General features: G+C 59.9%; 28 protein-coding genes. 22 read left to right on the top strand and 6 right to left on the bottom strand.

All coding sequences use genetic code 11. The features are described 5' to 3' along the window. Positions 1-16 precede the first annotated feature (16 nt). Genes ACI0FO_RS16920 through sctC form a run of 22 tightly spaced genes read left to right on the top strand, consistent with a single transcriptional unit; the run spans position 17 to position 16,485 of the window. Complete coding sequence (locus tag ACI0FO_RS16920) at positions 17-487, top strand: type III secretion system chaperone (protein ID WP_416028424.1); 471 nt, start codon at positions 17-19, stop codon at positions 485-487. A gap of 18 nt (positions 488-505) precedes the next feature. Next, positions 506-1,237 (top strand): hypothetical protein, encoded by a 732-nt coding sequence (locus ACI0FO_RS16915; protein WP_416028422.1) that lies wholly within the window; start codon positions 506-508, stop codon positions 1,235-1,237. Positions 1,238-1,271: 34 nt separating this feature from the next. Next, entirely contained in the window at positions 1,272-1,571 is a 300-nt protein-coding gene (locus ACI0FO_RS16910; protein WP_416028420.1) for a hypothetical protein, read from the top strand. A 42-nt stretch (positions 1,572-1,613) separates the two neighbouring features. Next, positions 1,614-2,114, top strand: coding sequence for a SycD/LcrH family type III secretion system chaperone (locus ACI0FO_RS16905; RefSeq protein ID WP_416028418.1), 501 nt, complete (start codon positions 1,614-1,616; stop codon positions 2,112-2,114). Between the two features lie 10 nt (positions 2,115-2,124). After that, positions 2,125-3,021 (top strand): hypothetical protein, encoded by an 897-nt coding sequence (locus ACI0FO_RS16900; RefSeq protein ID WP_416028416.1) that lies wholly within the window; start codon positions 2,125-2,127, stop codon positions 3,019-3,021. A 35-nt stretch (positions 3,022-3,056) separates the two neighbouring features. Next, positions 3,057-4,283: a type III secretion system translocon subunit SctE gene (gene sctE / locus ACI0FO_RS16895; protein WP_416028414.1), complete on the top strand. Its 1,227-nt coding sequence runs from the start codon at positions 3,057-3,059 to the stop codon at positions 4,281-4,283. A gap of 31 nt (positions 4,284-4,314) precedes the next feature. Next, positions 4,315-4,791: a SycD/LcrH family type III secretion system chaperone gene (locus tag ACI0FO_RS16890; RefSeq protein ID WP_416028412.1), complete on the top strand. Its 477-nt coding sequence runs from the start codon at positions 4,315-4,317 to the stop codon at positions 4,789-4,791. Between the two features lie 4 nt (positions 4,792-4,795). After that, positions 4,796-5,218, top strand: a complete 423-nt coding sequence (locus ACI0FO_RS16885; RefSeq protein WP_416028410.1) for a hypothetical protein — start codon at positions 4,796-4,798, stop codon at positions 5,216-5,218. Positions 5,219-5,226: 8 nt separating this feature from the next. Next, a complete protein-coding gene (gene sctI / locus ACI0FO_RS16880) occupies positions 5,227-5,658 on the top strand; it encodes a type III secretion system inner rod subunit SctI (protein WP_416028409.1) in 432 nt (143 codons plus the stop codon). Continuing rightward, a complete protein-coding gene (sctJ, locus tag ACI0FO_RS16875; RefSeq protein ID WP_416028407.1) occupies positions 5,658-6,521 on the top strand; it encodes a type III secretion system inner membrane ring lipoprotein SctJ in 864 nt (287 codons plus the stop codon). Before sctI ends, sctJ begins: the two co-directional genes overlap by 1 nt. After that, positions 6,518-7,171 (top strand): SctK family type III secretion system sorting platform protein, encoded by a 654-nt coding sequence (locus ACI0FO_RS16870; protein ID WP_416028405.1) that lies wholly within the window; start codon positions 6,518-6,520, stop codon positions 7,169-7,171. The genes sctJ and ACI0FO_RS16870 overlap by 4 nt, the downstream gene beginning before the upstream one ends. Beyond that, positions 7,141-7,779 (top strand): HrpE/YscL family type III secretion apparatus protein, encoded by a 639-nt coding sequence (locus ACI0FO_RS16865; protein ID WP_416028403.1) that lies wholly within the window; start codon positions 7,141-7,143, stop codon positions 7,777-7,779. The genes ACI0FO_RS16870 and ACI0FO_RS16865 overlap by 31 nt, the downstream gene beginning before the upstream one ends. Positions 7,780-7,800: 21 nt before the next feature. Continuing rightward, on the top strand, positions 7,801-9,129 hold the full coding sequence (gene sctN, locus ACI0FO_RS16860; RefSeq protein ID WP_416028401.1) for a type III secretion system ATPase SctN: 1,329 nt from the start codon (positions 7,801-7,803) through the stop codon (positions 9,127-9,129). Further along, on the top strand, positions 9,129-9,635 hold the full coding sequence (gene sctO, locus ACI0FO_RS16855; RefSeq protein WP_416028399.1) for a type III secretion system stalk subunit SctO: 507 nt from the start codon (positions 9,129-9,131) through the stop codon (positions 9,633-9,635). Before sctN ends, sctO begins: the two co-directional genes overlap by 1 nt. After that, positions 9,632-10,195, top strand: a complete 564-nt coding sequence (locus ACI0FO_RS16850; protein WP_416028397.1) for a hypothetical protein — start codon at positions 9,632-9,634, stop codon at positions 10,193-10,195. The genes sctO and ACI0FO_RS16850 overlap by 4 nt, the downstream gene beginning before the upstream one ends. Continuing rightward, positions 10,146-11,405: a type III secretion system cytoplasmic ring protein SctQ gene (gene sctQ, locus ACI0FO_RS16845; protein WP_416028396.1), complete on the top strand. Its 1,260-nt coding sequence runs from the start codon at positions 10,146-10,148 to the stop codon at positions 11,403-11,405. Before ACI0FO_RS16850 ends, sctQ begins: the two co-directional genes overlap by 50 nt. Then, positions 11,402-12,064, top strand: a complete 663-nt coding sequence (gene sctR, locus ACI0FO_RS16840; protein WP_416028393.1) for a type III secretion system export apparatus subunit SctR — start codon at positions 11,402-11,404, stop codon at positions 12,062-12,064. Before sctQ ends, sctR begins: the two co-directional genes overlap by 4 nt. 9 nt (positions 12,065-12,073) lie before the next feature. Continuing rightward, entirely contained in the window at positions 12,074-12,340 is a 267-nt protein-coding gene (gene sctS / locus ACI0FO_RS16835; RefSeq protein ID WP_416028391.1) for a type III secretion system export apparatus subunit SctS, read from the top strand. Between the two features lie 21 nt (positions 12,341-12,361). After that, positions 12,362-13,162 (top strand): type III secretion system export apparatus subunit SctT, encoded by an 801-nt coding sequence (gene sctT / locus ACI0FO_RS16830; RefSeq protein ID WP_416028389.1) that lies wholly within the window; start codon positions 12,362-12,364, stop codon positions 13,160-13,162. Beyond that, positions 13,159-14,220, top strand: a complete 1,062-nt coding sequence (sctU, locus tag ACI0FO_RS16825) for a type III secretion system export apparatus subunit SctU (RefSeq protein ID WP_416028388.1) — start codon at positions 13,159-13,161, stop codon at positions 14,218-14,220. Before sctT ends, sctU begins: the two co-directional genes overlap by 4 nt. After that, entirely contained in the window at positions 14,213-14,623 is a 411-nt protein-coding gene (locus ACI0FO_RS16820; protein WP_416028387.1) for a CesT family type III secretion system chaperone, read from the top strand. The genes sctU and ACI0FO_RS16820 overlap by 8 nt, the downstream gene beginning before the upstream one ends. 41 nt (positions 14,624-14,664) lie before the next feature. Beyond that, the gene (sctC, locus tag ACI0FO_RS16815; RefSeq protein WP_416028690.1) at positions 14,665-16,485 is read left to right on the top strand and encodes a type III secretion system outer membrane ring subunit SctC; all 1,821 of its coding nucleotides are present in this window, start codon (positions 14,665-14,667) and stop codon (positions 16,483-16,485) included. A 35-nt stretch (positions 16,486-16,520) separates the two neighbouring features. Here the strand turns inward: sctC and ACI0FO_RS16810 are convergent, their stop codons facing one another. The 6 genes from ACI0FO_RS16810 to alr form a co-directional block, all read right to left on the bottom strand. Beyond that, entirely contained in the window at positions 16,521-17,129 is a 609-nt protein-coding gene (locus ACI0FO_RS16810) for an RNA polymerase sigma factor (RefSeq protein WP_416028385.1), read from the bottom strand. A 339-nt stretch (positions 17,130-17,468) separates the two neighbouring features. Continuing rightward, positions 17,469-18,233, bottom strand: a complete 765-nt coding sequence (locus ACI0FO_RS16805) for a response regulator (RefSeq protein WP_416028383.1) — start codon at positions 18,231-18,233, stop codon at positions 17,469-17,471. Between the two features lie 302 nt (positions 18,234-18,535). Then, a complete protein-coding gene (locus ACI0FO_RS16800; RefSeq protein WP_416028381.1) occupies positions 18,536-19,954 on the bottom strand; it encodes a hypothetical protein in 1,419 nt (472 codons plus the stop codon). Positions 19,955-20,056: 102 nt separating this feature from the next. Continuing rightward, on the bottom strand, positions 20,057-21,298 hold the full coding sequence (locus ACI0FO_RS16795; protein ID WP_416028379.1) for an ABC transporter substrate binding protein: 1,242 nt from the start codon (positions 21,296-21,298) through the stop codon (positions 20,057-20,059). Beyond that, the gene (locus ACI0FO_RS16790) at positions 21,295-23,352 is read right to left on the bottom strand and encodes a SpoIIE family protein phosphatase (RefSeq protein ID WP_416028377.1); all 2,058 of its coding nucleotides are present in this window, start codon (positions 23,350-23,352) and stop codon (positions 21,295-21,297) included. The genes ACI0FO_RS16795 and ACI0FO_RS16790 overlap by 4 nt, the downstream gene beginning before the upstream one ends. After that, positions 23,313-24,443 carry an alanine racemase gene (gene alr, locus ACI0FO_RS16785; RefSeq protein WP_416028376.1) on the bottom strand — a complete coding sequence of 377 codons (1,131 nt, stop codon included), beginning with the start codon at positions 24,441-24,443 and terminating at the stop codon, positions 23,313-23,315. The genes ACI0FO_RS16790 and alr overlap by 40 nt, the downstream gene beginning before the upstream one ends. Positions 24,444-24,475 lie beyond the last annotated feature (32 nt).

Raw genomic sequence — 24,475 nt, 5'->3', positions numbered from 1 at the left:
ATAAGGAGCAAAAACAATGATGAGCGACTACGAGAAACTGATCGCGAAGTTGGGTAAAGCGTTGAATATGCCGGACATGGCCCCGGACGAAGACGGCTACCTCATGTTGAAGGTCGACGATCAATTCGTGCACATGCAGCTGGATGCGGAGGCGGACGAGATCATTCTGTACGCCATCCTGCAGGAAGTCGAGCCCGATCGGCAGTTGGAAATCTACGCGCGTTTGCTGACGGCGAACACCTTCTGGAAGGAGACCGGCGGCGCCACGCTTTCCATCGATGAGGCTTCTGGGAGAGTCTTGCTTGGCCGGGTGCTGCCGCTAAGGTCGCTTGATGAGGTGGAGTTTGATGTCGCGTTGGGCCGATTTACCGACACCGTGACCCATTGGGAAGGTTGGCTGGAAGCGGCTAACGCGGGCGGGGAGATTTATGCACACGAGCGGTTGGCCGGAATGGGGATTCGGCCCGCTGCGCTCGGCACGGCTTGAACGGAAGCGCCCGCTTTCGTGCCTGAAAGCAACGGCAACCACGAGAGTGGGCGCTTGTCCGGGAACCACATCGCTGCGGCAGTCACCAAGAAATATCGATTCAACTTTGTATTCGTCTTCCACTTTACGAAGGAACCCGCCATGTCCGTTTCTGCCATGCCCATTCCTGCATCGACCGCCAGCTCCGCCCTGAGCGCCATGCTGAGCTCGGGTGACATCCTTGGAGCGCTGATGCTTGTTCAGACGGAGCGAACCAAATTGCTGGACAAGCAACTCGCTGATCGAATCCAAGACGTAAGGGCGAAAAATGAAGCGACCGCTGCGCTGAACACAGCGATGGCGAAGGTGAATATTGTGCTGAACGCGTTTCCGAAAAATTCAGAGGCGGATGCCACCATTGAGGATTGGGACGCCAACAAAGTGAACACGCTGGAGAAGCCGTTGAACGATGCGCTGAAGGCGGTCGGGCTTCTTAATTTTGGATCCGGGCCGGAGCTTGGCGGACGGACCGGCGATGGCAGCATAGCAGTCGGAAAGTCCGTCTTCGCAGGCGGTCGAACTCAGCATGACGTGAAGCAGCTGCAAAACGAAATCCAAGGAAAGTTGGACAACATGAACAGCACGTCGCAGATGGACATGATGGGTCTGCAGTCATTGAGCAATAAGCGCAACGAGGCGTTTGAACTGATGACCAACTTCATGAAAAAGGTCCAGGACGGCATCTCTGCCATCTTGTCGAATTTGCGTTGATCGGCGGCTGATTATTACGAGTGGGCGGAGCACGATGAGAAAAAGCACCGAAGAGATCCTGGCCGAGTCGCGTGCGCTGATCGAGAGCATCGAGCAGACCACGCGGGAACATACTCGGATTCTGCATTCGATGGGGTTGCCCTCGAACATGAGCCTTGCGGATCTTCACTTGAAAATGTCTCCGGAGCTCGAACAAGAAGTCGCTGAGAAACTGAAGCAAGACCTTGCCGATGTCAAAAACGAAGTGGAGCAGGAAAAGCTGAGGCTCGACTACGCCAGCCTGGCGGGCGCTCCGGTGGCGCGCACCGGGCTGGGGCGCCGGCGGATGATCTGATCCAAACCTTGAAAACCGAAATCGCTTTTCGCGGGACAACCAATGCAGACACACTCAACGCAGGATGGCGAGCAAGTCTGGGACGCTCTATCCCAGGAAGTCAGGACATTTGGCGACTACCTGAAACGGGGCGGTACCCCGGGAGAATTGCGCGGTATCAGCGACCAGGAGAATGAGGCGGTCTATGCGCTTGGCCGTCAGTTCTACGGTCAGCGCCAATACGAACAGGCCTTCAAGATCTTCTCCGTTCTGGTCATGCAAAACAGCATGGAGCCCCGCTATCTGATGGGCCTGGGCGCCGCTGGGCAGATGATAGGCAGATACAGGGATGCCTTGACCCAGTACATGACGGCGGCGGTATTCCTGGTGGATGACCCACAGCCAATCTTCCATAGCGCTCAGTGCCTGGCTGCGATGGGGCACACATCAGAAGCATTGGAAACGCTTGAGCTCGCGATATCGCTTTGCTCGGTTGAAAAGCATGGCGAAGTGGCGGAGCAAGCCCGGCAACTCATGGCTCGTTTACAGACCTACCCGAAGTGAGGACCTAACCATGCAAGTATCTTCAAGCTATACCGTTCAGGACCTGCCCGGGACGCTGGCGTCTGCGGATGGCGTGCAGCAGGCAGGCACTGTACAGATCGATCCGAAATTACTTTCCGACGCCGTGTCGGCAGTGCCCGGAACTCTCGTGGCGGACGCTTCCGGGCTTCCTCGGCCCGACGACGGGAATGTGACGGCAGCCGATGTGCGCAACACGCTTCTCGCCGTGAGCTCGCTGAGCGTGGAGGAGAGCGCCGCCGACGCTACCGCGGTCGCCAAGTTGATGTTTCAGATGCAGCAGGAGATGAAAACAGCTGAGCGACGAAAAGGGTTTGCCGCCGCCAGCAACGCGAACGACGCATTGATGAGCATGGCGGACAAGATGGAACAGGCTGCAAGCGATCGTTATGCCGGCTCGGTGGCCGCGGCTGGTTTGGCGATCGCCGGCGGCGGATTGCAAATGGGCGCGGGCGTTATGGGCGGGATATACGGCGCCAAGGGAGCCAAAAACACGGCGGCGAGCGCAGAGAATGCAATCAAGGCTGGCGATTTTAAGGTGGAAACCAGTGCCCATGCGAAGTGGTCGGGCGTCGCAAAGATAGAAGACAGTCTGGCACAAAAGCATGGTTCGTATAGCCAGTCGGCCCTCGCTATCGGCCAGGGCGGTTCGGCGTCGCTGTCTGGCTCCGGCCAGATGGCCAACGCGCAACACGAATACAACGCGGGCCTGGAGGACGCCGAGAAACAGCGGCTGCAAGCTTACCAAACCGTTAACGACGCAGCCGTGGAAACAAGTCGGAAAAATAATGAGCACATAGATCAGACGACGCAACAGATCTGTGACCTTCTTGCTGAAAAGGAGCGATCGCACACTGAAAGCGTTCGCGCCATGGCACGAAATGTCTGAACCGACTGACTGAAGTTCCTCTAGGAATCCATGCCATGCCGAATGTGAACACAGTAACGGGCGCCCCGGTCGTAAATACTGTTTGGGGCGACGGAGAGGGCGGCAAGCCCATTAATGGCACGACAAGCGCATCAACAACGACGCCCTTGACCGATGGACAGGTGGCCGAGATGGTCGCCATGAACAAGATGGCGGGAATCGCGCCAACCCGGGCGAATGGCGTCTTGAATGCGGACGGTTCTCCGGTGTTGGCCGAAGGAAGTGAATTCTCGGCTGAAGATATGACCGATTTTATTCGGGTCTGGACTACCAAGACCCAAGACCAGCAACTGAACACCAACAAGCAGAAAGTTCAGGGAGACCAGCTAAAGAAGCAGGACAACAACGAAGCGCAGATGGAGAAACTGCAAGAGTGGGCGGATAAGTGCGCCGAAGCAAAAAATCAGAGCACCGTCAGCAAAATATTCGGCTGGATCGCGAAGGTATTTGCCGTTATCGCCTCAGCGGTCTTCATGGTCGTTGCGGCCGGCCTGACAGGGTTGACTGGAGGTCTAGGCGCGCCTGTGATGGCTCTGGCAACGATGGCAATGATTGGTTCGACTATGGCCCTGGCGGACCAGATATCGAAGGAATTCGGCGGCCCGGAAATCAGCCTGAGCAATATGCTCACGACGCTGGTCGGAAAGACGCTTGAGGCTTGCGGCGTAGATCCGGAAACCGCTACGCGCATTGGCAAAGTCGTGGCCGGCGCCGTCGCGATCTTGTTGCCTGCGGCATTGGTGGTGGAACCGTCAATTCTCGGTGATATGGCGACCGGAATCGCGGAATTGTCAGGTGCCGACGCCAATACCGTGGCGCTGACGGGAATGATCGTCGGCATGGTGGCTGCGTTGACCGTGGGCATCGTCTCCGGTGTGATGAGCGGCGGTTCTACAGCCGTCAATACCGCTACCAAAATAACGCTCACGATCGTTAATGTGAGCAACGCGGTGGTGCAAGGGTCCATGGGCATCGGTAAAGGAGTCAACGATTTGAAGGTCGCTGGAACCCAGGAAGACGCGGAGCTGGCAAAGGCCGCGAATGAAAAGCTCATTGCGTTCTCCATTCAGTTGCAGGCCGCCATGGACGAGGGTTTGGAGCAAATGAAGAAAATTCTAAAGAGCATTGATGACGCGATGGTGCTCGTGTCGCAGGTCATTAACGGTCAAGCAGACAGTAAATCTCAGATTGCAGCCAATATCAGCTCGCGCGTCACCATTTGACCGCGCGTACCATCTGTCGGGAGATAAAGACATGCCTCAAGCAAACAGTGCCCGCCGTACCAGCCAGGACGAAGTCCTTTACGCCGCCTTGGCTGCCTTGCCCTCGTCGCAACGGTTCTCCAGTGCGCAATTGGAAGTGATCTATGGCCTGGCGTATGCCCATGTGGTGCAGAAGAAGTATGAACAGGCGTTGCCGGTATTTGCCTTTCTGGCCCAGTACGGACCCACGCGCAAGCACTATTGGGCGGGTATGGCGCTCTGTCTGAACATGGCCGGCCGACACGAAGAGGCCGCATCCATTTACACATTGAACTCAATGCTCTTTCCCGATTCTCCCGATTCCACGCTCCATGTCGCGGAGTGTCAGATCGCTGCCGGAATGTGCGATCAGGCGCAGATCACGTTGAATCAAGTGCTCCAGGAATCGCAGGCGTCTCCGGACCATGCGGAGATCGGGCGGCGCGCGCAAGCGCTGATGAAGCTTGCTGCCGCGCCCATGGCGGCATGAGCCGATGCAGCAACTATTCGGCGCACAAGCGCGGGATCGCACGCAAGGCGTGACGCTGTCGGCGTCGCACGCGCACTTGTTGACGGAGATCGGATTCCTCGCGGCCGCGTCGGGAGACGTGGCGCGCGCGGAGCCGATTTTTGGCGCGTTGTTGGCTTTTCGCCCGATGCGCGCCTATCCCCGCGTCGGGATGTGCGTGGCGTGGATGAATGCAGGGCGCCCTGTTGCCGCAGTGGGCGTACTCGAATCGGCGCCGCGCGATATGCCGCCGGAAGAGCGCGGGCTGGTGGACTGCTGGCGCGCGGTGGCCTTGCAGCAGGCGGGGTATTCGGCAGAGAGCGTCAGGCTCTTGCGCCATGTTCTGGAATCGAACACGGAAGCGTCCGTGCTGGCAAGCAGCCTGCTTGGCCAGGCCATTAAAACGTAGGAGTTGGCATGGATGTTGGAATGGTTGTCGCGGCCAATGCGGCCGCTGCTGTTTCCCCGGCGGCGGGCGCGTTGGCGCCGAACTCATCGTTAGCAACGCAGCAGTTTGCCGCGCTGATGAGCGCACCGACCGCCGTTGTGGAACCCGCCGTGGGCATCGAAGCCACCAGCTCGTTCCTGAATGCCACGCTCGCGGCTGCGCAACCCGTCTCCACGATGGGCAATCAGATCCTGGGCGGGCTACGCGGCACGGTGACCGAGTTCTCCGATAAATGGTCGGGTATTTCCGCCCGGCTGGATGCCATGGTCGCCCAACCCTCCTCGGCCGACATGTTGCGATTGCAGGCCGATTTGCTCAAGGTATCGGTGCAGTATGAAGTCGTGGGCAAGGCGGTAGCCAAGAGTACGCAGAATCTCGACGCCCTGGTCAGGATGAACTGATGATTCCCTTGGGCTCGATATCGCCGTCACGACACGCTGGGTTGTGGCGCCGGCTGCGCGCCGGCATCGCCCTGGTATCGCTGGCGTTGCTTGCCGCCTGTGGATCGCGCGTCGACTTGCTGGCCGCCGTGCCGGAATCCGAAGCGAATGAAGTGTTATCGGTATTGCTCGATGCGGGGATCAACGCGCAAAAGGCCGTGGGCAAGGCAGGTGTATCCGTCAGCGTAGATTCGGACCAGGTAGAGCGGGCCTTGACGGTGCTGCGCGCTAAAGGTCTGCCGCGTGAACGATTTGATGGGATGGGACAGATCTTTCGAAAAGAAGGCCTGGTCTCTTCGCCATTGGAAGAGCGTGCCCGCTACATCTACGCCTTATCGCAAGAACTGGCGAACACGTTGTCCCAGATGGATGGCGTCATCACCGCGCGCGTGCATGTCGTGCTACCCGAGCGGGGAGGCGTAGGAGAGGTGGCAACGCCTTCCACGGCGGCCGTCTTCATCAAGAACCAGCCTGGCTACTCGCTGGATGCGCTCTTGCCACAGATCCGCCGTTTGGTGATCCACGCCATTCCCGGCCTGACCGACGATAGGGTGTCGGTGACATTGGTCAATGCCCAGCCGGGCGCACCCCGAGGCGGGGAAGCCGCGCAGGCGCCTAGCCGTATTCTTGGGATCGCGGTGGAGCCTGGGTCGGCCGGCCGTTTAAGCGCGTTGCTGGCGTTCGCCATGTTGATGGTGCTGGTGATGGCGATCCTGGGAGCTTGGCTGGGGTGGCGACGGTTGCCCAAGACGCTGCGCGATAAGACCGCCGGGGCGCTGCGCGGCAAGCGTGGCGAACCGTCCTCCGGCGACGGCGCGACATGACCGCGCCTCTTCAGCTCTTTGGCCGTCGACTGATGGAGTTTAATCAATTGCCGAGCCAGACCCTGCATCCTTCGCGTCGGGAGGCCTTTGCACGGTCCGCCAACCTGGCCGTATTGGAAGCCAACCCCAAGGCGCGCGCCGCACTGCATCGGCATTGGTCCAGACAGATTTTGCAAGGTCTGGGCGTGGCATCGGAGCCGGTTTTCGATACAGGTCGCCGCGAGCTGGTGGTGGCGCTTTTGCCCCCGGACGCGTTGGAGAACCTGGCGCGGCAAACGGGGGCCGTCCTGTGCGGACCACGGCTGCGCCGCACTATTGTCGGTGCGGAGGTTCGGACGCTACGTGCGGCGCTTGGCGATGACATCGTCGCGTTCGTCCGCCAGGCAGAGTCCTTGCATCCCGGGTTGGAAGGCACGCGGAATTGGACGTTGGAGGAGGCGTTGAGTGCCGTGGAAGAACTGGGCCAACGCACGTTGCTGGCTGCCGTGACGGACGCCGGGCCCGCGGTGGCGCGCCGGTTTGAACTGAAGCTGCCAACGGTTGCAGCGGGCTCGGCGCCGTTGGCGGCTGGCGCCGCGTTGGAGCTTGAGTGCCGGATTATCGAAAAAATGGATCCCACATGGCTTTCCTCATTTCCCAAGGACCGCTGACACCGCTCGGGCTGCCCGGGCGGGTCGCTCCCGGCACACGGATAGTGCGCGCCGCAGAGCATAGCGCGCTCGGCGATGCGCAAGCGCTGATCGACATGGCGAACCGTCGCGCCGAGCAAATCGTTGCGGGCGCCGAGGCGGCGTATGAAGCCGAGCGGGCACGCGGGCACGAGGCAGGACGTCAGGAGGCCAACTTGAAGGCTGCCGACCACATGATCGAGGCCGTGGGCCGCACGGTGGAGTACTTCGCCAACGTCGAGACCACGATGATCGATGTGGTGATGCAGGCCGTGCGCAAACTGATTTCGGGGTTCGACGATCGCGACAGGGTGGCAGTGGTCGTTCGCAATGCCCTGTCGGTCGTGCGAAACCAGAAGCAGGTAACGCTGCGAATGCACCCCGACGACATGGACGTGGCCCAAGGCCGCATGAATGATTGGCTGGCCGAGTTCCCAAGAATGGGCTACGTCGATCTGGTTCCCGACCCCCGCCTTGCGCGGGGCGGCTGCATTGTCGAGAGCGAGATCGGATTGGTAGAGGCGAGTTTGGACGCGCAGTTGCAGGCGATGCGCGGGGCGTTCGAACGCGTGTTGGGAAGCCGGGTATGACCGCCGCTTCGGGCGTCCGCCATGCGTGAATTCAGCTACATCATGGAGATGATGGGTATGGCGTTGCAAGATGCGCCTACCCTGCAGGTAAAGGGCCGGGTGACCCAAGTCGTTGGGACCATCATCAAAGCCGTGGTCCCGGCCGTCAAGATCGGCGAGGTTTGCCTGCTGCGCAACCCGGGTGAAGCATTCGAGATGAAGGGCGAGGTGGTGGGGTTCGTGAAAGACGCCGCGCTCCTGACTCCGTTGGGCGACATGCACGGTATCTCTTCGTCGACCGAGGTAATTCCGACCGGCCGCTCCCATATGGTTCCGGTGGGCCCCGGGTTGCTGGGCCGTGTGGTGGATGGGCTGGGCCGGCCGCTGGATGCAGACCGCTTTGGGCCCCTGGAGGCGAGCAAATTCTACCCAGTTTTCGCCGATGCGCCCGACCCTCTGACGCGGCGCATCATCGCCGAACCGTTGGAACTCGGTGTCCGGGCCATGGATGGCCTTTTGACATGCGGGGAGGGACAGCGCATGGGGATCTTCGCCGCTGCAGGCGGCGGAAAATCGACGCTGATGGGGATGTTGGTGAAAGGTGCCGCGGTCGACGTCACGGTGGTTGCGCTGATCGGCGAACGAGGGCGGGAGGTGCGCGAATTCCTTGAACACGAACTCGGCGAGGAAGGGCGAAAACGCAGTGTCATTGTCTGTGCCACCAGCGACAAATCTTCCATGGAGCGGGCCAAGGCCGCGTATGTCGCGACGGCTATCGCCGAGTATTTCCGGGACCAAGGAAAGAAGGTGTTGTTCTTGATGGATTCGGTAACCCGGTTCGCACGGGCGCAGCGCGAGATTGGGCTGGCAGCCGGCGAACCGCCTACGCGGCGCGGTTACCCGCCTTCTGTGTTCGCCACGCTGCCAAAGCTGATGGAACGGGTCGGCATGAACGACAAAGGCTCCATTACCGCGCTCTACACGGTGCTTGTCGAAGGCGACGACATGACCGAGCCCGTCGCCGACGAAACCCGATCGATTCTGGATGGGCATATCGTGCTGTCGCGAAAACTGGCCTCGGGAAATCACTATCCGGCGATCGACGTGCTGGCCTCGGCCAGCCGCGTCATGAATGCGGTGGTCGGTAAAGCGCATAAGTCGGCGGCGGGCCGGATACGCGAGTTGATGGCCAAGTATCAAGAGGTAGAGCTTCTGGTGAAGATCGGCGAGTACAAGCCGGGCGGCGATCCGGCCACGGATGAAGCGTTGGAGAAGATCGACGCGATTCGGGCCTTCCTTCGCCAGCGGACGGATGAACTATCGACGCTGGAGGAGGCCCTGGACGGCATGAGCCGCATTGCGGGGCAGTGATGAAGATCTTCGATGCCCTACTTGAGATCAAGCGCTTTCGAGAGGAACAGGCCGAACTCTCGGTAGGGCGGGAACGTCGCCGCATGGCGGAAGCGGCAAGGGCACGCCGGGAAGCCGAAATCTCGTTACAGCAGTTCCGCGAGAAGGCTCGAATCGAAGAAGACGGAATGTATGCAGACCTGTGCGGCCGGATAGTGCGGGTGCGCGAAATCGACGGCGTGCTGCAACGCGTCGCCGGCCTGCGCGATGGCGAGCGCCAATGCGATGACGTGCGAGAACAGGCGGAGAAGACTGAACTGGCGGCGGAACAGTCGTTGAAGGGCGCGCGTCTTGTTCACCAACAGGCCGTCCGTCAGTGCGACAAGTTCGTGGATTTGGCGGGCGTGTATCTGGCTGAAGAAGTTAAAGAACGCGATAGCAAGGAAGACGCGGAAATCGAAGAGGTGGCTTCCGCGGCTTGGCGGCCGCGGGAGTGGGACGACGACATTGAGGGATGCCCCGCATGAGCAACGACAGGCGAACTGGGTTAGACACCGGCTTGGCGCGCCAAGCGCCAAGCGGGGAGCAAGGATTTGGATCGGATAGAAATCAGCGAGACAAACCCGGCGAAGATGACACCAATGCTTTCAAGCGGGCCATGAATGGACCGGCCGAGGCGTTGCCACACGCGGCGCTAGCGACTCCGTTCGGCTTGTTCGGCGCGGCGTCCAGGGAAATTCCGGCGAAAGCGGCCGCTGCGAAGCCGCTGGACGAAATAGTCGGGGTTGCGGCCAAGCGGTTGATGGTGTCGGACCAAGGCGGCTCGGGGCCTCGCGAAGTCAGGCTGGAGTTAGCCGATGACTTCCTTCCCGACGTCAGCGTGTCGTTGTACGAAGAGGCAGGGCAACTGGTCGCGGCATTCCGGTGTGGGACAGACGAGGCGCAGGCTCGAGTCTCGGGATTGGCCCCGGGCCTGGCCAACGATTTGGCCGCAAGCCTTTCCCGACAGGTCCGAGTGAATCTGCAGAACAAGGAAGGTGCCGATCTCTACCCGGGTCAATGGGTCTCGGACGTTCCGGAATATTGAATCTAGAGGACGGATTTTCGTGAATCGCCCCGCTGAAGTGCCATTGTCCTTATTGCGCATGAGTGGCCAGACCGCAAGCGCCTACACGCGCATCGCTCGGTACGGCGCGCGGTTGTCATTGGCCATGCCCCCTTTGGAAGGCGCTGGCCCCGATGCGAAGCCGGTCCATTGGGAGGTGACCTTTACGCGAGAGGTCGACGAGGCGGTCAGGGTTTCTTCCCGCGTCATCGCGCATATTGAATGGGCCGGCGCGCGCTTGCGACTTTGCATGCCCGAGACAGGCATAGACGTCTGGCTGACGGCACGCATGCCCGATCTGGACCTTGGCGAATTGCCGGAGCCCCTTTACGCAGCGGCCGTCGAAGCGCTTTTAGACGAGGTGCTTGGCGCCCTGGGAGCAGCCGGCAATGGTCCGGCGCGCTTACTTGAGCTGACACTCGATGGCAACGCCTCGGTGGGACTTGAGCACGAATGGATGCTTCGGCTGCATAGCGTCGAATCCGGCATGACCGCGTTCGCCTGCCTGTCGTGCGACGCCCTGGGATTAATGCTGTTGGCGGGGCTGATGGGTCGGCAGCCGTCCACGGCACAAACGCTGGATACCTCGGCCATCCCGGTCCGGGTACGGGCGCTACTTGGCGCCACCACGTTGAACCGCGCCCACCTTAGCGGCTTGGCAGCACGGGATGTGGTGCTGTTCGATGACAGCTACATCGATGGGCATGGCGAGCTTTGGTTGACCCTGGATACGCAGTGGGGCGTGTGCGTGCGCGAAGAGCACGGGCAACTCGTTGTCACGAAAACCTGGAAGAAGATCATGGATACCAACGTCGGAACCGCCGCGGACGAAGAAGCAAACCTCTCGAACTCGATCGTGCCCCTTGAAGGCCACGAGGAAGCGGGATCCGACCCCGCGCCTGGCTATGAAGCGGAGGATGGCGACGTGGAGCCGGAAGAGGCGCATCCCGCGTCCAGCTTTGATGTCGATGACATCCCCGTTCGCCTTACTTTCGATCTTGGCGAGCGGTCGATTGCGATGGGAACCTTGAAGACCTTGGCGCCAGGCGAGATCTTTGAGTTGGATCGTCCTATCGCCGACGGCTGCGTGCGGGTCCGCGCCAATGGCCGGCAGGTCGGCACCGGAGACCTGGTCGAGATCGATGGGCGCATCGGCGTCATGTTGCGGTCTTTCGGGGCCGCAATGCCATGAATGGCTATGATCCCATCACGCTGGCGATAGCGCTGGCGATGCTGGCGCTGGTGCCGCTGGCGGTCGTCATGACAACGTCGTTCTTGAAGATCAGCGTCGTGTTGATTCTATTGCGGAATGCGCTGGGCGTTCAGCAAGCGCCGCCTAATATGGCGTTGTACGGATTAGCTGTTGTGCTTTCAGCCTACGTCATGGCGCCAGTGGGCTACCAGATCGCCGATCAGCTACGCGTTGCGGCGGCGTCGCCCACGACCGTACAGACGAGTTCGCTTGACCAATTTCTTGACGCCGCGCAGCGCTCGGCCGAGCCGATGCGCAGTTTCATGCTGAAGAACAGCCGCGCGGAGCAACGGGATTTCTTTGTGCGCACCGCCCGCCAGCTGTGGGGAGCGGAGCAGGCGGAAGGCCTGCAGGAAAGCGACTTGATCGTCTTGGTGCCGGCATTCCTGTTGTCCGAACTGATAGTGGCGTTCCAGGTGGGGTTCCTGCTCTACCTGCCGTTTGTCATTATCGATCTGATCGTGTCCAACATCCTGATGGCGTTGGGGATGATGATGGTGTCGCCCGTAACGATATCCATGCCACTCAAGCTGTTCCTGTTCGTCATGGTGGACGGCTGGAGCCGCCTTATCCAAGGTCTGGTGTTGTCCTATGTCTAGGGATATGGCGTGAATACAAGCGATATCGTCGCGTACATGACGCAAGCGCTGTACCTGGTTCTCTGGTTGTCGCTGCCTCCGATTGCTGCCGCGGCCATCATTGGCACGCTGTTTTCGTTGTTCCAGGCATTGACTCAAATCCAGGAGCAGACGTTGTCTTTCGCCATCAAGATGGTGGTGGTTTTCGCCGTCATCCTGTTGTCGGCCCGTTGGGTCGGGACCGAGCTCTACAACTACACCGTCAGCGTCTTCAACGTTTTTCATCAGATTCGATAGCGGCGCGGGCCGGGGAACTCCATGATTGCAGGCGTTACCTACGAAGAAGCAAAAATCCTGTTGGGAACGCTGGCCATGACGCAACCGCGCATCCTTGCCTTGAGCATGATGCTGCCCATTTTCAACCGCAGTTTATTGCCAGGAATGCTCCGCTACGCCGTGGCAGCGGCGATGGGATTGATCCTGGTGCCCGCGCTTGCCGTGGATTACGCGCGTTGGGGCGGCGGAACGCTGGATATCATTTTGATTTTGACGAAAGAGGCCTTTGTGGGCCTGGTGATGGGCTACATCATTGCGCTGCCTTTTTGGATTTTCGAAGCGGCTGGCTTCATTATCGACAACCAACGCGGCGCCAGTCTGGGCGCCACACTGAACCCGGGAACAGGCAATGATTCCTCGCCGATGGGAATTCTGTTCAACCAGGCTTTCATCGTTTTTTTCCTGACGAGCGGCGGATTTTTCCTGATGATGACCATGATCGTTACCAGTTTTCAGGTCTGGAGCATTTGGAACTGGTGGCCCACGCTGCATGCAAGTTCTATTCCCCTGTTTCTTGATTTGCTGGACAAGTTCCTGCGTATGACGCTGTTGTATGCCGCGCCCGCGGTCATCGCCATGTTCCTGGCCGAGATAGGTCTGGCGTTGGTCAGCCGTTTTGCACCGCAGCTCCAGGTCTTTTTTCTGGCGATGCCAATTAAGAGCGCGTTAGCCTTGCTGGTGCTTGTCCTCTACACCAAGGTTCTGTTCGGCTTTGCTTGGGAAAGCGTGGCGGAAGTCAGCGAAACGTTGCCGTTTCTACAACGTGAATGGTTGCCGCAATGAGCGGGGAAAAAACAGAACCTCCTAGCCAGAAACGGCTGCGGGACTCGCGTAAGAAGGGCGAAGTCGCGCATAGCAAAGACTTCACGCAGACCGTGCTGATACTCGCGATGTTCGGTTACATGATCGGAAACGCCGAGGCCATCGTTGAGTCCTTTGCCCGCATCATCCTGATCCCCGCTAACTTCACGAACGTTCCTTTCGAGGCGGCGATCAACACCGTCTTCGACCTGCTGCTGCAAGAGATGCTGGCCGTGCTTCTGCCATTCCTGGGCATCGCCATCGGGGTTGGGATATTCGCCGAAGTCCTGCAGGTAGGACTGGTGCTTGCCTTCAAAAAACTGCTGCCGTCCGCCAAGAAGCTGAATGTCATCAGCAACCTGAAGAACATCTTCTCCAAAAAGAACTTGGTGGAATTCATCAAGTCGATCGTGAAGATCGTTTTCTTGACAATCCTGGTCGTTCAGGTGATCCGGGATGAAATGCCCGAATTGATGGCGATCCCCCATAGTGGTCTTGCGGGCATGGCCGCGGCGATGGGAAGCATGATGCGCACGCTGGTCGTCAACATTGCAGTGGCCTATTTCATTATTTCGGTGGTCGACCTGGGATGGCAGCGCATGCAATACAGAAAGGGGTTGATGATGTCTAAGGAAGAGGTCAAGCAGGAGTACAAAGAAATGGAGGGAGACCCGCATATCAAGCATGCGCGTAAGCACCTGCACCAGGAAATGGCAATGAACGGGGCTGTGGCGAATACGCGCAAGGCCTCGGTGGTGGTCACCAATCCGACGCACTTGGCCATCGCGCTGTATTACGAGGAAGACGAGGTTCCGCTTCCTGTCATTCTGGCCAAAGGCGAAGGCGCGCTGGCGGCGGCCATGGTCAAGGCCGCCCGCGAAGAAGGCATTCCCGTCATGCAGAATATTCCGCTGGCGCGCGCCTTGATGGCGCAGGGGCAAATCGACCAATACATCCCTGCCGAACTGATCGTTCCCACCGCTGAACTTTTGCGCCTGTTGCGTGCGTCGCTCGATCAAGGAATTTCCAATCATGGATAGATCAACCTATCATCCTCTGGTCGAGTATTGCATGCGCAGTTTTGCCTTGCCCGCGACCTCGGCAGGCATCGGGGGAACACTCTCCCTCCTGGTGGACGATATCTATCGCATCCAGCTGGTGCCCCTTGAATCCGGATGGGTGGGCGTGAAAAGCCGGTTATGCGCATTGCCGATGCCTGGCATCGAGCGTGACGTGTTGTTGCGACGATGTGGCAAGTTCGCAATGAGCATGTTGCGCGGTACGGCGGCCGGGATGGCGGTCGACCCAAACGAAGAGAGCTTGCATTTGCAGCAGATGTTGCGACCGGACTGCCCGCGCGAGTCGATGCCGGAGGTACTCGGCGCCTATCTCAACGCACTGGCCAAATGGCGCAGCTTCATTAGTGCGGGAGAAGGGTCTTGAAACGGCTGATAGCAGTTGGGATTATCGGGTTGAGCTCGACAATGCCCGTTTTTGCCGCGCCCTCGTGGCCGATTGCCGCGTATAGCTACTACGCAAAAGGCGAAAGTGTGCAGGATGTGCTGCGCGATTTCGCGGGCGGTTTCAGCCTGGCGCTACAGATGACGCCAGGTTTGCAGGGGACCGTGAGCGGGAAATTCAATGCGTCTAGTCCGACTGACTTCATGGACAAGCTGGGTGGCGTATACGGTTTCAACTGGTTCGTTTACGCGGGAACGCTATTCGTCAGCCGCGCCAGCGATATGACGACAAGATCAATCAGCGCAATGGGAGGGTCGATCGGCCAGCTGCGCCAGGCGCTGGTGCAGCTGGGTGTAATCGACGCACGCTTTGGTTGGGGCGAGTTGCCTGATCAGGGCGTTGCGCTGATATCCGGGCCGCCGAGCTACGTGGATCTCGTCGAACGCACCGTAGCGGCATTGCCGATGGGAGGCGGGGGGCAGCAGGTTGCGATATTCCGCTTAAAGCACGCATCGGTGAACGACCGTGTCATCAGCTATCGAAGCCAGCAGGTATCGACGCCCGGGCTCGCCACGATGCTGCGAAACCTGATCCAAGGGAACGGCGGCAACCACGCGCTTTCAGAGATCGCGGCGCCATTGCGAGAAAATCCGCCGAATTTCTTCGATGCTGGTGGCCCCGCGGTGGAAGTGAACACGGTAGCGCAGGCGGCCGCGGAACCGGTGCGGGCGAAGAGCGGCCGTCCGATCGGACGCGCCAACGTGATAGGGCGCGAACCCTCGATTCAAGCCGATACGCGCCTGAATGCCATCGTTGTTCAAGACATCCCCGATCGGATGCCAATTTATAGAAAGCTGATTGAACAGCTGGACGTGCCAAGCACGCTGGTCGAGATTGAAGCGATGATCGTCGATGTGAATTCCGATGCGATCAACGAATTAGGGGTGACGTGGGGTGCGAATGTCGGCAGAGCCAGTTTGGGTTATGGCGATCTGGCGCTTACGCCCTCTAACGGTTTGCCGATCAACCCAAGCGCCAAGCTCACCCCCGGCACGATGGCCCTGAGCGTGGGTTCGACGCTCGTCGCGCGTGTGCGGGCCTTGCAAAGCAAGGGTGTGGCCAATATTCTCTCGCAGCCCTCGATTTTGACCGCCGACAACCTCGGGGCGATGATTGATTTGTCGGAGACGTTCTACATTCAGACGACCGGTGAGCGGGTCGCGACCGTGACGCCGGTTACGGTGGGCACGTCGTTGCGCGTCACGCCGCGATATATCGACAGGCCCGACGGCGCTCAGGTTGAGCTGACGGTGGACATCGAAGACGGTAGCGTGCAGCAGGGCGTCGAGGTGGACGGATTACCGACCGTGAAGAAAAGCAATATCAGCACACTGGCGGTCGTGGGGGATCAGCAGACGCTGCTTATTGGCGGCTACAACTCCACCCAAAAGGAAGACAAAGTCGACAAGGTGCCAATTCTTGGCGATATTCCGTTCTTGGGCGCTTTATTCTCAAGCAAGTCCAATACCTCTAAGCGTAGGGAGCGCTTGTTTCTTCTTCGTCCGCGCGTGGTTGCGATCAACGGACAGAGCGTGACGGCATCCGCGGCGAATTTGGCAAATCCGCTGCCAGGCGGCATCTCAGCGCGCAACCCTTCCATGGGCACCGCGTTGTCAATTCCTTGGGGAACGGAGGTCGATCAGACTTCGGACGCCTTTCTTGACCGTGTTCAGAGCGAAAGCATGCTCCGCATGGTGGACAGTCGCAGCACTGTCTTGCAGGTTCCTGCGTCAGCCATGCCGACCCAGGCACCGATTTCACCAAGAGCCTCGGCGCTGCCCTAGCGTTGACGGGAGCGGGGCTTGCGCCCCGCTCACCCTTAGAAATTGAGGACGACACCCAACGCTTCCATGCGTTGGCGCAGGCTCGCGCGTGCTCGGGACAAGCGGCTACGAACCGTGCCCATGGGGACGTTCAGCGTCTGGGCGATTTCCTCATACGACAGGTTTTCCACCGCAGCCAACTGCAGTATTTCACGAACGCTATCGGGCAGGGATTCCAATGCGCCTAAGAGCACGTTCATGACCTGGCGTTCTTCCAGGATTTGTTGGGGATTTGGCGATAAGCACACATGATTGGTCAGCGCCGTCTCGTCCACGAAGCAATAACGTTTCTCCGGCGCGCGGGAAAGATGGTTGCGGATGAGATTCAGGGCAATGCCGTAGAGCCAAGTGGATAGCTTGGAATCGCCACGAAAATTCGCGTAGGCGTTCGATGCCTCGATGAAAGTCTGTTGCGTAATATCGGCGGCTTCTGTTTCGTTGCCTATTCGCCGGGTAACGAACCTGTGCAGCCGGTTGCCATGTTCACAGAACAACTGACTGAACAGGGCGTCGATACTCTTAGAGGTACGGCGGGCTTCTTCAAGAACGCCCGACAGCGGCGGCATGGCGGGCTGGGTTGCTGCCCGGTTGGAGAGAGTTGGCATGGTTGTCCCGATCGCTTGAATCCCCGTCCGACATTGCTCACGGTGCCGGACTTACCGTTGATCGATTCCGTTTTGCAGGCGCAGGAGTTCCCAGCCGTCGAATGACTTCGAAGGCAATTGACTCTATGAAACAGGCCGGAATGACGGATCGCGGTTTTCAACGGACTCCGTGAAACTCTTCACGGAGGGAGGCGTTGATTTTGCCGCGCGATCGTTTGATGATTCGCTTGAGGGAACTGTACCGAATGCAACCGATGTAACCTATACGGCGTTTATCGTATTTTTATGAAAGATCCTGGTTACACGAATGCCACGAATGCCACGGTATCGTGCCCTGGCTTAAGCCAGGCCAAGTTTCAGTGCATAAGACACCAGGCCTGCGGTGCTGTGCACCTCTAGTTTGCGCATCAGATTCTCGCGATGCTTGCGCACCGTCTGAGGGCTGATGAACAGCCGCTCGGCGACTTCGGGTCCCGTTGCCCCCATCGCGATCAACGCCAGGATTTGCTGTTCGCGGCGCGTCAATAGTTCAGCGGGGGCGCCGGCCGCGACGGCCCCAGGTGGGGGCGAATTCTTCGTCGCGCCTGTGTCGGACGAGGGCTTGATCCAGTTGCTTAACGCACTGACCGTGTCCAGCAGCGCCTGCGCATCACCTTGTTTGGGAAGATAAGCCTCTATGCCCGTCGCAAGCACGGCCTCGCGCGTGCGCTCGTCTTGATTTGCCGTCATTACGATAATGAGGAGTGCAGGATATTGGTCGCGCAGGGCGCGTATCCAGCGTGAGCCGGTGATGCCGGGCATGCCAAGATCCAGAACCAACAGATCGATTGCCTGAGTGGCCAGTGCTGCAAGCACGCCCTCGCCGCTCGCGGCTTCGGCGACGATCTCCACTTGTTGAGCAGGTTGACGTTGCGACAGGACAAGCTTGATGCCCTCGCGTACAAGATTGTGGTCTTCCGCGACCATCACCCGTAGACGGCCTTCGGGCAATATCTGTGTCGGCATTTCCCCCCCCCCTGCATGCTTTTCGGACGGCTCATCGTCGATCGATGCGGAACACATGTAGAGTTTGACTTCACGATGGATGGAATTGCGGCGTACCATGCTCTAGGACTCCTAGGGTATCGACTCGTTTCGGATTGCGTGCGTCAACGGAATGTGGCCGCTGACGGAAACATTAGGGGGCTTCACCATTTCGTGGAAGGCGCTTGGCTTTGGACGTTTGTGGCGCGGACACTGAGCGCGGGATGATGTCAGTGTGATGGACGCGGACCGGGCAGCGGATGTAGCCGGAGGGTATCGGCGGCGCCTCTGGGTGATGAGACGCCGCGGCGGCCGGCATGCAAGGGATATCGAAAGCCGGGCGATCGACTTCGTGCATGCGGGGCCGCCTGACCGCCAACGAGTCAGAGGAAGCTGCCGCGATCTCTCGCGTATAACTCCTGCTGAATTTCGCGGGTTTTCCAATCGTTGAAAAAGGTGCCTGGCCCCTGGTCTCGGTTCCACGTTTGCTCCGAGGTGTTCGCGAAGGAGGCTAGCCGGTTCGCGTGTTCGTTTATAACCTCCTGGCGCTCGAATTTTTCGAATTCGCTGTACTTGCCAAGAAGCGGCGCCATTTTTTCGGAGACAAGGGCGGTCGCGTCCACTGCTGCGCCGCCCGCGCCGGGATTGAACAGTCCCAGACGATTCAAATCCCTGAACGCCAAGCTGGTGGCGTCTTGTAAGCGTCCTACCTGGTCGGTGCCAGGTACCTCATTGGGGGCAAGGTCGGAAGGGGGCTCGGCGATCTTCTCCCATTGTTTTTTGCAATCTTCCAAACGCTTGTCGGTGGTCTTTTCGACCGCAGTCGTTAGTGCCGAAAGCAGTAGACCTGTTTCGGTGCTGCACCCTTCAGATTGGAATAGCTTGCTATTGAGCAGCGGGCGCAATTGCGCCAAGCTGTGGTCTTTGCCGTCGAGCTGGCTGATCAGCCCCGCCTCCAATTTGTCGCGGCCGTGCATGACCGTCAGGCCGAGATTGGCCAGGGTCGTCTCGCAGAGTTTTGCAAGCTGAGCATCAAGCGCGCCAATAGCGGGCTTATCGTGATTGGCCTTGATCATGTTGCTCAAGGATGTGAGGCATGGGCCGAACTGCCGCATGGCCAGCGCTTTCTCAATAATGGGCAACGCCACGCGGCTTAAGTCATTCTGGTTCAAGCCTTGCAGCTGGGCGGGGACTTTCCCGCCGTGGGATGAACCGCCTGCGCTTTGGACCTGCTTTTTCAGGGTGTCGTGCAGCGTTTTCAGCGCATTCTGGCTCAGGCCCGCGCAGTGCTGCGCCACGCTTCTTTCAACAACATGCCTGGTGTTGCCGCCGGCCTTTTTTTCAAGCGCCTGGGCAGCTTGGCGCAGCCGGCTGAGCGCTGCCTGAAGCTTGGGAGACAGCGACGCTTCCGCTCGGATCAGCATGCTCTTTACCGCAATTTTCAATTCTGCCGTTGCGGCGCGAATGCTCCGTGCCGTCCGGCATGCGGGAGTTCCGATCCTGGCCTCGAACGCACGGACGGCGGTTTTGCCGACCTTCGCTGTCTGCGTCGTGGCGAACTTCGCAGCGCGGGCCGCGTGGCCGCGCGCGACGGTGAACGACATCCCTGAACTGCGCTTGGCATTCCCGGACGGCGCGGACGCTTCCGCCTTGCCGCTTGGTGGGAGGACTCCGGCTTTCGCGGGTTGCGTCATGCCGCCGGGAGGCGACGGGAACGCGTCCGCCAGCGCTGACATATTCGGTTGCATTGAAACTGGGCTCATCGTCTTGCCATCCTGTTGAAAGGCTTGCAGCCGCTGCACCGGAGGATTCCGGCGAATATTAGGATTTATCGAAGCACTTAGCTACGGGTGAATCCCGGTATGTGAGAAATTAATAAATTACGAAATATTTCTATTTGAGACTTAGTCTTTTGTTGATGAACGGCGTTGAGGTGGATCGTCCTGCTCGAAGATGTCGTCCGCCGCCAATAGCAGACTCATAGGTGGGTCCAACCCAACTTGCCGCATGGTTTTCAGGTTGAGCGCGATCCGTGCCGGGTCGCTCCAGATCTGGCTAATTTTTTGGGGCAGCTCGCCATGAAAAATTCGCGCGATTGTGGCCGCGTGGAAAAAACCTACGGCCGCGTAATCGGCGCGAGCCATACTGAAAAGCAGACCTTTCCGCACGTCGTCAGTACCCAGCATGGCAAAGCTGGGCGTTCTATGGGTGCGCAACAGCGTCGCGACGCGGCGGGTGGTTTCGGCTGTCAAGCCCGCGCTGGCCGTCACATACACGGCTTCTACCGTGGCGGCTAAGCGCTTGTAGCAGGTGAACACGCTTAACTGCGCAAACGCGCTACTGACGTCCGTGGTGCGAGCCAAGCACGGCACGACGCGGAAGCCCCGCTCCGCCGCAACGCGATCCAGTGCGCCTAGCGCGGCATAGCCACGCCCTTCCACGCTGTCTTCATAGACGACCCCGATCGTCTTGAAGGGCACGGTGTCGTGAAATAGCCGCAACTGTTGTTCGTACTTTTCCGGTTGGACGCGTGCGTGCAGGTTCTGGCGTCCGCTATCGGCCGCGCTGGCGACGATACCCGCGCCGATCGGGTCGCTGACCGATCCTACGATCGTAGGCACCGGCGGGCCCAGGCTTGCAATGTCTTGCCCTGCCCAGGTACCCATTGCGATCATCAGGTCGATGTCGCGGGTGCGCGTAAGCCGGTCCTGCATCGCCTGGCGCAGGGCAGGGCGGGCAGCGGCGTCGAAATTGCCGGGCTGCCAAGAGGCGTCTGCCACAAAGGTCAATGTGTCGCTATGCGCGTGCTCGGCAACGTAGGCCCAGGTCTCTTGCCCGCTGAGATCCGACGGAATGTCGCTGATCGACAGCCAGCCTAGTTCCTGCAGGCCCTTGACGACCGCGATAAGCGTTCGCGGGTACTCGGCATAATCGCCACTTTGCACGTAGCCGATTCGCCAGCGTTCACCGTCCGGCTTGCTCTGCGGGCGTTGCGTAAGCGCCGAGGCCGCCGTCGCGCCGGCGGCGAGAGAGGCGAGCGCACGGGCCCTTGCTGCGCCTCCGCCGGGCGGCGAGGCGGCGGAGGCTCTGGAGAGCGGCGCCGCCACCAGGAGTGCGGACAGCAGGAGGCAAAGTTGTTGCTTCATTGCAAGCGGACTGCGATCAAGGTGATGTCGTCGGACTGCTCCGCCTCACGGGCAAAGGCCTGGACATCGGCAAGGATGGTTTCCAGGATGGCAGCGCAACTCAATTCCTGGGTCTCGGCGATGCGGGCATTGAGACGTTGCTCACCGTATTGACTGGCATCAGGCGCCATGGCCTCGGTGACGCCGTCCGTATAACTGAGCAGCAGATCGCCCGGGTGCATGGTGGCGGAAAAGCTCCGGTAGGGAATGCCGGCCTGGATACCGCAGGCGGGACCGCTACGGCCGGCTAGCGCCCAGACCTGATGTTCGGATACGCACATGAGCGGTGGAGGATGCCCGGCGTTGACCCAACTCAGGCGGCGGGTAACCGGATCGATGGTGGCGACAATCAGCGTGACGAACATCAGCCGCGGATTGTTCTGGGCCAGCTTTTCATTCACCCTGGTCACAATGAGCGCGGGGTCGCTTTCATCCTCGGCCACGGTGCGAATGAGCGTGCGAGTCACTGCCATGAACAACGCAGCTGGAATGCCCTTGTCGGAAACATCGCCTATCACGACACATAGTTGGCCGTCCGGCATGACGAAGTAGTCATAGAGATCCCCCCCTACCTGCTTCGCCGGCACCATCAAGGCGTGCAGGTCCAGCCGTTCCTGAATGGCATGGGGCAAGGGCATGGGGAGCAGGCCCAATTGGATCTCGCGCGCAATTTTCAGCTCGTTTTCGAACCGTTCGCGGGCTGTCGTTTCCTCAAGCAACTGACGCACGTTCAACACCAGCCGATCGGTCATATGCAAAAACGCGGCTGCAAGGCGGCCCGTTTCGTCGCGGTATCGAGACGGTAAATCGCGGATGACTGTCGGTGCTGGTTGGGGATGGGCCAAATCTTGCCCAGACAGCTGTAACGCGTAACGCGCGAGCTGGTTTAGCGGCTTGGACAGCTTTGCGGAGAGCAGCCACGCCAACATCAGGGAAAGCACTAGCGTCAGCGCCAATGCGATTCCCTGGCGACGGATGAGTTCTTGCGCGGGTGCATTCAGGTCGGCGTGCGGCACCGCACCGATCAAGGTCCATTTCAATGGCGCGAAGTATGAAACGTCAATCAACCATGGGCCCGCATCGTTGGAAAATGGAATGGAGCGCAGACTTGTATTGGTTTGCTTCGGGCGTAGTAACTCAGCCAAAGGCTTCCCAGTCGCCTTGTCGGCGCTCGCTAGCAGCGCCGCTGACCGAGGCGGGGCGGGCACCACCGCCTGACCCTGCTCATCCAGGATCATGACGAAGCCCGACTGGGCCAGCGTGAGCTGAGAGAGCGTTTCGCGCAGCGAGTATTCCATCTGCTCGCGCCGCGATTGCGCGCGCTCAACCACCGATTGCAGGCCATCATCCACCATCAGCACCCAGTCCCACTGGGGGAAATAGGAGAAGTGGCCGAAGCGGGTTTCTTCCGATCGGTAACCGGGCGCAGGCCATCGGAACAGCGCAAAGTCCTGATTCAGACTGGCGTTTTCATCGCGCATGGCGGAGGCAAAGGCGCGCCCTTTGATGTCGGCTAATGGCGTTAGATCAAGATCGATCAAGGCAGGTCGGTTCGAAGCTAGCACCCGAAACGCCGAATCGTAAATAAGGATGTCATGGCCGCCAGCAGTGTTCAGCCGCTTGATCCAGGCGCGCGCCAGGCCTCGTGCGGCGCCTTCACTCACCACGCCCCGATGAGCCAGATCCGCGTAGGCGGCGATCATGGCCAAGACCGTTTGGCCCATCTGGCGAAGTTGCTGCTTACGGCTGACGACGATCTCTACTTTTTCCGACAAGAGAGAGGCCCATCGCGTGTCAATCTCGCGGCGCAGTAACGCCATCACGTTTCGGACGGCATGGTGTTCGGACGCCACGATGGTCGCGGTGACGGTGCGCTGGGTCACGAACATCATTGTCGCTGCCAGGCTGAGGAGTACGGCGACAACCAGTACAAAGATCTTGCCTCGCAACGAGGGCGCCGGCATCGAAGGGAAGATCAGCACAATTGCACCGCGATGCGGGGATTGACGCCGCATAAGAGCTGCGCGGAAATGGTGCCGGCAGCCTGGGCGATCGTTTCGACCGGTAGCTCGGACGTTCCCCAAAGCGTGACCTCGGCGCCGGGATCAGCATGGGGCAGGTCAGTGAGGTCTATGGCCATGCTGTCCATGCCCACGCGGCCCAGCACGCGGGAGGGCAAGCGTCCCACGCATACCGGGGTTCCGGTGGGCGCGTATCTTGGATAGCCATCGGCGTAACCGGCGGCGACGACGCCGATGCGCATAGGCCTGGGCGCAACGAAATCCCCCCCATAACCGACGGAGGCGCCGGTCTGCACCTTGCGCACCGCGATCACTTCGGTGGTTAGCTTCATCACAGGCCGCAGCCCCAAGGCTTCCGCGCTAATGCCGGGGAGTGGGCTTGCGCCGTATAGCGCCAGTCCCGTTCGAACCCAGTTTTCATGCGGGCGTGCGGAAGCGTCTCCCAGCACGGCTGCGGAATTTGCGCGGCTGACCGGACCAGGAAGGTCGGCGATGACACGGTCGAACTGCACGTCGCAGGCGTCACGCCGCACAGCGTTTTCGGCGCAAGCGTAGTGGGACAAATGTCCAACGAACGAGGCGCGGCGCGTGTCGCGCAGATGGCAGGCATGGCGGTACGCGTCGCGATAGGACTTTTCGTCGAACCCGCCATGGTGCATGTCGGAGCAGTAGCGAAGCCACAGGGCGGGCGCGTGTTGCGGCTCCGCCAGGGCCAACCAATGCAGTTGCCGATTGGACGTTATGACTAAATCCAATGGCAGGTCCGGTAAGTGGTTGGCTTCATCCGCGTTGTAAAGGCCGGCCAACACGAGGATTCTTCCTGTCCAGCCATGCTCGATCGCACGCCAGGCGTCACGCAAATCAAGGACCGCCAGTCCATCCGCCGCGCGCAGCGTCGGCAACAGGCGCGCAAGGCCATGGCCGTAGGCATCTGCCTTGACCGTTGCCCATAGTCGAGGAACCGAGTCGCGGCAAGCCAGGCGGGCCCGCAAGCATGCCAGGTTATGGGACAACGCCGACGGATCGATACGAATTCGGATCGGCCGGGAGGCCCCTTGCGGGAAACTGATTGTATTGAGCGTCATGACGCTCTACGTGGCTTGCATCGGCGATCGGT

Source organism: Achromobacter marplatensis (assembly GCF_049060505.1).
Lineage (GTDB): Bacteria > Pseudomonadota > Gammaproteobacteria > Burkholderiales > Burkholderiaceae_B > Achromobacter > Achromobacter marplatensis_A.
This window is presented reverse-complemented; position numbering and strand designations above follow the sequence as displayed.